Source organism: Longimicrobiaceae bacterium (assembly GCA_036375715.1).
GTDB lineage: Bacteria > Gemmatimonadota > Gemmatimonadetes > Longimicrobiales > Longimicrobiaceae > DASVBS01.
Window position 1 is genome coordinate 1 of sequence record DASVBS010000043.1, and the last position, 6004, is coordinate 6004.

At 67.0% G+C, this 6004-nt stretch carries 12 protein-coding genes; all 12 read left to right on the top strand.

The window, feature by feature from the left end:
- Positions 1-252: hypothetical protein (locus VF167_08415; protein ID HEX6925440.1), on the top strand; the 252-nt coding region annotated here is incomplete at its 5' end.
- Positions 236-1561 carry a replicative DNA helicase gene (locus VF167_08420; GenBank protein ID HEX6925441.1) on the top strand — a complete coding sequence of 442 codons (1326 nt, stop codon included), beginning with the start codon at positions 236-238 and terminating at the stop codon, positions 1559-1561. The genes VF167_08415 and VF167_08420, both read left to right, overlap by 17 nt.
- Before the next feature lie 4 nt (positions 1562-1565).
- Positions 1566-1835, top strand: coding sequence for a hypothetical protein (locus VF167_08425; protein HEX6925442.1), 270 nt, complete (start codon positions 1566-1568; stop codon positions 1833-1835).
- The gene (locus tag VF167_08430; protein ID HEX6925443.1) at positions 1832-2248 is read left to right on the top strand and encodes a VRR-NUC domain-containing protein; all 417 of its coding nucleotides are present in this window, start codon (positions 1832-1834) and stop codon (positions 2246-2248) included. Before VF167_08425 ends, VF167_08430 begins: the two co-directional genes overlap by 4 nt.
- Before the next feature lie 224 nt (positions 2249-2472).
- Entirely contained in the window at positions 2473-2730 is a 258-nt protein-coding gene (locus VF167_08435; GenBank protein HEX6925444.1) for a hypothetical protein, read from the top strand.
- On the top strand, positions 2727-3062 hold the full coding sequence (locus VF167_08440) for a hypothetical protein (GenBank protein ID HEX6925445.1): 336 nt from the start codon (positions 2727-2729) through the stop codon (positions 3060-3062). The genes VF167_08435 and VF167_08440 overlap by 4 nt, the downstream gene beginning before the upstream one ends.
- On the top strand, positions 3055-3345 hold the full coding sequence (locus VF167_08445; protein ID HEX6925446.1) for a hypothetical protein: 291 nt from the start codon (positions 3055-3057) through the stop codon (positions 3343-3345). Before VF167_08440 ends, VF167_08445 begins: the two co-directional genes overlap by 8 nt.
- Before the next feature lie 82 nt (positions 3346-3427).
- A complete protein-coding gene (locus tag VF167_08450; protein HEX6925447.1) occupies positions 3428-3565 on the top strand; it encodes a hypothetical protein in 138 nt (45 codons plus the stop codon).
- Between the two features lie 22 nt (positions 3566-3587).
- Complete coding sequence (locus VF167_08455) at positions 3588-4298, top strand: hypothetical protein (protein ID HEX6925448.1); 711 nt, start codon at positions 3588-3590, stop codon at positions 4296-4298.
- A 53-nt stretch (positions 4299-4351) separates the two neighbouring features.
- On the top strand, positions 4352-4660 hold the full coding sequence (locus VF167_08460) for a hypothetical protein (protein HEX6925449.1): 309 nt from the start codon (positions 4352-4354) through the stop codon (positions 4658-4660).
- Positions 4653-4997 carry a hypothetical protein gene (locus tag VF167_08465; protein HEX6925450.1) on the top strand — a complete coding sequence of 115 codons (345 nt, stop codon included), beginning with the start codon at positions 4653-4655 and terminating at the stop codon, positions 4995-4997. Before VF167_08460 ends, VF167_08465 begins: the two co-directional genes overlap by 8 nt.
- Positions 4998-5276: 279 nt before the next feature.
- Positions 5277-5711, top strand: a complete 435-nt coding sequence (locus VF167_08470; GenBank protein HEX6925451.1) for a hypothetical protein — start codon at positions 5277-5279, stop codon at positions 5709-5711.
- The last annotated feature ends 293 nt before the right edge of the window (positions 5712-6004 follow it).

Below are 6004 nucleotides of genomic sequence, written 5' to 3' on the forward strand. Positions count from 1 at the left end.
CTCAAGCAATTCCAGCCGCACGAACTGAACGGCGCCATCTCGTTGTGTCGCATCGCGCTGCTTGGCGAACTCGACCCGGAGAAGCCGATCACGATGCGCTTCTTCAACCGCGACGGGCAGCGGGACATCATCAGCCGGTGCGTGGCTTTCTGGCGACGGCAACAGACGAAGCAACTGGCCCGCGAGAAAGGTGACCCGCTGAGGCCGATCGGTGAGTCGATCGAGGAGGTGGTGCGTGCCGCAGCTGGCTGAAGCCCCGTTCGTCGCGGACAGCGAGGCGCTGGTCCTGGGAGCAATCATCTCCGACGCGGAGACGGTGATCCCGGCGATCGAGGAGAGGGTGGGCGAGGCGGACTTCGCGCGACCCCTGCACCGCCGCGTGTTCCGCATCGCGATGCAGATCCACGAGGATGGGGGGCGTCCGGATATTGTCTCCATCGGCGCCGCGCTGACGGAGCTCGGCGAGTCGGACGCGGGACAGCAACTCGCCTACCTGTCACAACTGGCGGACGCGGGCATCTACGCGGCGATCCGCATCGAGTACCACGTTGAGAAGCTGCGGGAGTCAACCCGGCGCCGCCGGCTGGCCGAAGCCGGGCGGAAGATCCAGGCGCTAGCCGACCCGGAAATTGAGGTCGAGGAGGCGATCGACGAGGCGGGGCGGCTGGTACTGGACGTGGCGACCGACGCAGCCCTCGTGGAGAGTTTGCGGAAGATCGAGGGGCCGGAAATACGCCAGGTCATCGAGGAGAAGGCGAGCAAGAAGACGGGCGTCCCGACCGGGTTTCGGGATGTAGACCGCATGACGTTCGGGTTCGCGCCGGGCGATCTGGTGGTTATTGCGGGCGCAACAGGGATGGGTAAGACCAGCTACGCGCTGCAGACCGCGGTGAGCGCCGCCAGATCGGGCTATCCAGTTGCCATCTTCTCGCTCGAGATGACGCGCGACGAGCTCATCTGGCGGATGCTGTGCGCGGAAGGGATGATCGACGCCAGCAAATACCGCCGCGACGGGCCGGGCGGGTATCCGGATTCCACGTGGAGGATCGAGCGCGTCTCCATGGAACTCAAGGACCTGCCGATCTACGTGGACGACACCTCGGCCGTTCCGCTCTCTCACGTCCGTTCGCGGTGTCGCCGGATGAAGGCGAAGCATGGCCTGGGCCTGGTGGTGATCGACCACCTGCAGATCATGCGCGCAGAGGGCGAAACGCGCGCCCAGGCGCTCGCGGAGGTCACCGGCGGATGCAAGGCACTGGCGAAGGACCTGGGTGTGCCGGTGGTGCTCCTGTCTCAGCTCTCTCGCTTCAAGGACCGGGCGGACAAGCGGCCCACGCTCTCCGACTTGCGAGAATCTGGCGCGATCGAGCAGGACGCGAACACGGTGCTCCTGCTGCACCGCCCCGAGTACTACTTCGGCCCCACGAGCAAGCAGGGGGACAACCTCGTCGGCAAGGCCGAGTGCATCATCGCGAAGCAACGCAACGGCGCAACCGGGATCGTTGACCTGTTCTTTCGAGCCGAGTGCGCCCGGTTCGAAGATCTCGAAGACCGGGAGTGAGAAAGTGGCCCGATTCGGATACCTGAGCGAGAGCGACCGACTGCACCAGGCGGATGCCTTCGTGCGGATGGTGGAGCGCGAAGGGCGCCCCGACTGGCGCGAGTACTTCGACTGGTGGTCCGGCCGCCGGAACAAGGATTTCCACCCCGGCGACCGGCAGGGAATCTTCCGCATCGTCGAGGAGATCATGGTTGCCGGCGGCGCCTCGACCCTGGTGGATCCGCTCGACTGGCTGCGCATCGGCCGCGATCCGGCGGAGGAGTCGGTCGCATGAGCACCCGACGCGCCCCCTCCGCCAAAGCTCGCCGGATGCTCGATCGCCAGTACAAGGAGCACGACGAGCAGGCGGCGGTCATCAGATGGGCTATGCTCCGCTCGCTCGCCATTCCAGAGCTCGCCCTGCTCCACGCCATCCCCAACGGCGGCCACCGGAGCCGGGTCGCTGCCGCCCGCCTCAAGGCCGAGGGCGTCAAGGCCGGCGTGCCCGACCTGGCGCTCCCCGTCCCGCGCGGCCCGTACCACGGCCTCTACATCGAAATGAAAACCCGCTACGGGCGCCCGTCCGTCGAGCAGAACTGGTGGCTCAACCGGCTCTGCGAGCAAGGGTACCGCGCGGTGGTCTGCCGGGGATTCGAGGAGGCCAGGGCGGAGATCGAGTCGTACCTGGCGCTGAGGGTGGCGGCGTGAGTCGCCCTGCAATTACGCCAGCGCGCCGAATCACCCGCCCAGGATGGCGCGTGACGGGCGAACGGGGTCGGCAGAGGGGTCCGGGTAGGGTCAGCGGGAGATCGGCCCGTGTGACGGAAGTGAGCGTTTGATATCGTTTGGAGGATCAAAAGGGTTGCGCCCGGCAACCATTGGTTGTATAATGGGGGAGAGTGAAGGATGAAACCCAACCACGGAGCGACCCAATGCGCGTGATTTCTCAGCAAGAGCGTGAGAAGATGGCGGTGGCGAAGAACAACCTGGCGCAGATGCGCGCGGCGATGGCAGAGGCGGCGTGCGACCACTGCGGTGGCCAGTCGATCACCTTCTCGTTCGACGGCGGGGCGGGCGTGTGGTTCCACTGCGCGGACGGCTACCGCGAGCACCTTGCAGCGCTGCGCGCATCCGTGCCATCGCGTGCGGAGTTGGCGGAGCGAGTGAACCGGGCGATATCCGCCGCATGACCCCCACTGAATTCCGTGCTTGGCTAGAGCGTCGGGGCCTGACCTACAAGGAGGCGGCCCCGCTGCTCGCGGCGCACCCCAACGAGGTTGAGCGCTGGGCCAACGGGCGCCGGAAGGTGCTGCGAAGAGTCGAGCGCATCATGGACCTGCTGGACGAGATCGACCGGCTGCGGGAGCGGCTGGAACCAGAAACCCGAACTGCGGCGAGGACGGGCCGGATCCAGCAGGCGGCACGAGAGGCCAGCGCGGCGGAGGGCAAGAACATCAGCGCCTCCGAGTGGGTCCGCATCGCCTGCGAAGAGAAGCTCGAGCGGGAGGACAAGAATGGTTGACCGCCGGAGCCCGATCGTCCGGGCCGCCGCCTTCCTCCTGGCCACCTCGCTCCTGGCGGGATGCAACAAGATCGACGCCTGGCGCCTCGCACGGCTGCGGGAGAGGGAGAATCTGCTGACCGTCAAGATCATGATGGCCAAGAAGAACTTCGAGCGATGCGCGCTCAACACCGAGCTCAACATCGGGAGCGACGAGTGCCCCGACTGGAAGACCACCATGAGGTGGAGGGCAGAGCTCGACATCGTCGAGCGGGAGATCCGCCAGATCCTGGACGAAGAATAGGCAATGAACGAACAGCGACGAATCGAGATCCTCCGGCGGATCGCGGCCTCGGGGCACCGAGCTCGGCGCTCGCGAGTGGGTGATGAGTATCCCGGCCCGACCTGACCACGACCCGGATCTGGTGATCGGGGACGGGCTTGCCGCCGGACGCGCTGCGCTGGAGCGGGTGGAGAAGCTGGAGGCCCCTGCTCGCCGCCCCTGCACCAGCGGGCGCACTTGACCACCACTGACCAGACCTGACCATGCAAACGATCCATCTCGACGACCTGATGCTGGCGAGCGGTGCCCACGGAACGGAGTTCTGCGGCCAGGCGTGCGCGGTCGAGGTCAGCAACCTCATCGCCGCCGGCGTGGTGCAGGTCCCGCCGGGGCTGCTGCGCTGCGAGCGCCCGCTGGAGGCTGCGCCGTTCGCGGACGATCACCCGAGCATCAGCCGCGTGATCCGCAGCTATGTGATCGGTCTCAACGACGCGTGGAATGATGCCGACCGCCAGCGGCTGCGCCCCTACGCCGCCCGCATCCTCTGCACCGCCACGGGCGAGGCCGACGAAGAGATCCGCGCCTGGATGGCGACCGACTGGCTGGTGCGGGTCCACACGCCCGCGTTCCTGCGCCTGGCGGGACTAGAGGAGCACGCACGGGCGCTGGAGTCGCTCGCGCGCATCACCGACGCGACGACGGCCCGAGCGGCGCAGCCCGCCCTCGACGCCGCGCGCAGCGCGGCGGACGCTGCCTGGGACGCTGCCTGGGCCGCTGGCTGGGACGCTGGCTGGGCCGCTGGCTGGGACGCTGCCAGGGCCGCTGCCTGGGCCGCTGCCAGGGCCGCTGCCAGGGACGCTGCCAGGGGCGCGCTTCGCCCTACGGTCGAAGCGCTCCAGGCCAGCGCGCTGGAGTTGCTGGATTCGATGATCGAGGTGGGCGCTCCAGCGGGCGCAGAGGGAGTTGCGAAGTGAGTACGATCGAGCGCAGGCTAAAGCCGCGAACGGCAACTCGAGGAAACGGGAAAGTGAGCGCTGACACCTCCGCGCCCGAGCGCGCCGCGATGCTCGAAGGCATCTTCTCGGTGCCCAGGTCGGTTGAGACCTGCCCGGCTTGCGGCGGATCACTCACCTATCAGCCGGACTCCTGGCAGCAGGAGGAGGATGGTGGATACGCGGTGATTGGCGGGATGATCGCCTGCGAGTATGAGGATGACTGGACGACCGACGAAGCGCACTTAGAGGTCAACCAGATGCCCTACGTCTATTGGTTGCCCGTCGAGCGAAAGGTGCTCGCATGGCTGAACACTGAGCGGCCGGAGGCTGACCATGCCTGAGCACCCCGAGCGCGCCACGGAGGACCGAGACGCCCGGCTGCGCGAGCTGGGCTACCGCCTCCCCACCGGCAAGCCGGTAGACCTCCCGCGCGTCGAGGGCAGGGCTCCCCACCGCTTCGGAGACCGGGCGGCGCTGGAGGCGGCGGCGCGGGAAATTGAGAGCATCACTTCGCCCCTATTCGCAGACGAGATCCTCGCCATCATGCGCCGCCACGGGCTGCGTGGGCCGGAGGCGACATGCCCGCACCTGCATGTGGCCGTGATCAGCGATGCGGCGCGCTGGTGCCTCGACTGCAATCGGTACATCGGGCACACCCCCACCACGAAGGACCGATGAGCGATTCCGAGATCGTTGCCGAGCTCCGTGATTGCTCCGGGGGCCTCTCCCTGGGCGCCAACACCATCCATCCTAACCAAGGAGACAACGAATGAGCGCCAACACCCGCAACAAAGAGCGGATAGCGGAGTGCAGTAACTGCGGAGAGGTGGTCGACCGGCTTGACCTGCGCGAGGCGCCAGATTGCAGTGCTCTTTGCCCTGTCTGCTTTGTCTTACTGCGACGATTGCGCGTTGGCCGACTGTGGACGATAGCCCCCGAGCGCCAGGAGGTGGGGTGATGAGCGGATATGTGTGGGTGATCGAAATGGGCGAGTACAGCGACTACCGGGTGGTCGGCGTCTACGACAACCGGAAGGACGCCAAGCGGGTCGCGGACCGGATCAACGCCTCGGATAACTTCAGCAAGGCGTCGGTCGCCAAGTGGCCGCTGAACCCCGGTGTGGACGCGCTCAACGAGGGGCTTACTCGCTATCGCGTGTTGATGTTGCGCGACGGTTCGGTGGAAGATGTCGGTAGCGCGGACGGATGGAGCGGGTATGAAATGTCTGACAACTGCTGGATCTGGCGCCGGTCCCAAGCGCCCGCGTATCGCGGCAAGGGGGTTCCTGACGCCCTGAACGCGCAGGTGTGGGCGAAGGACGAGCGGCACGCGGTCAAGATCGCGAACGAGGTGCGCTTGCAGATGATCGCGGGTGGGAAGTGGAAGCCATGACCCACGCCCCCATCATCGCCGCCGCCGCCCGCCCTGTTGCCGCCGAGGGGCGACGAGCCGTGAAACCGCACGGCCCGCACCTCTTGCGCGCCCCAGGTGTACCGAAAGTAGTTGATTGTGCGCGTTTGGAGGGTAAATTGTAGTACAGCGCCACCCCTGCGGAGGAAGCCGCATGACCCAGCCGAACAACGCCGTAACCGCCACCGTGGTCTTCGAGGACGCGGAGGGCGCCGCGACGGATCCGGACGCGGGCACGAGCATCATCTGGCGGATCTACAACCGCCACCGGAAGC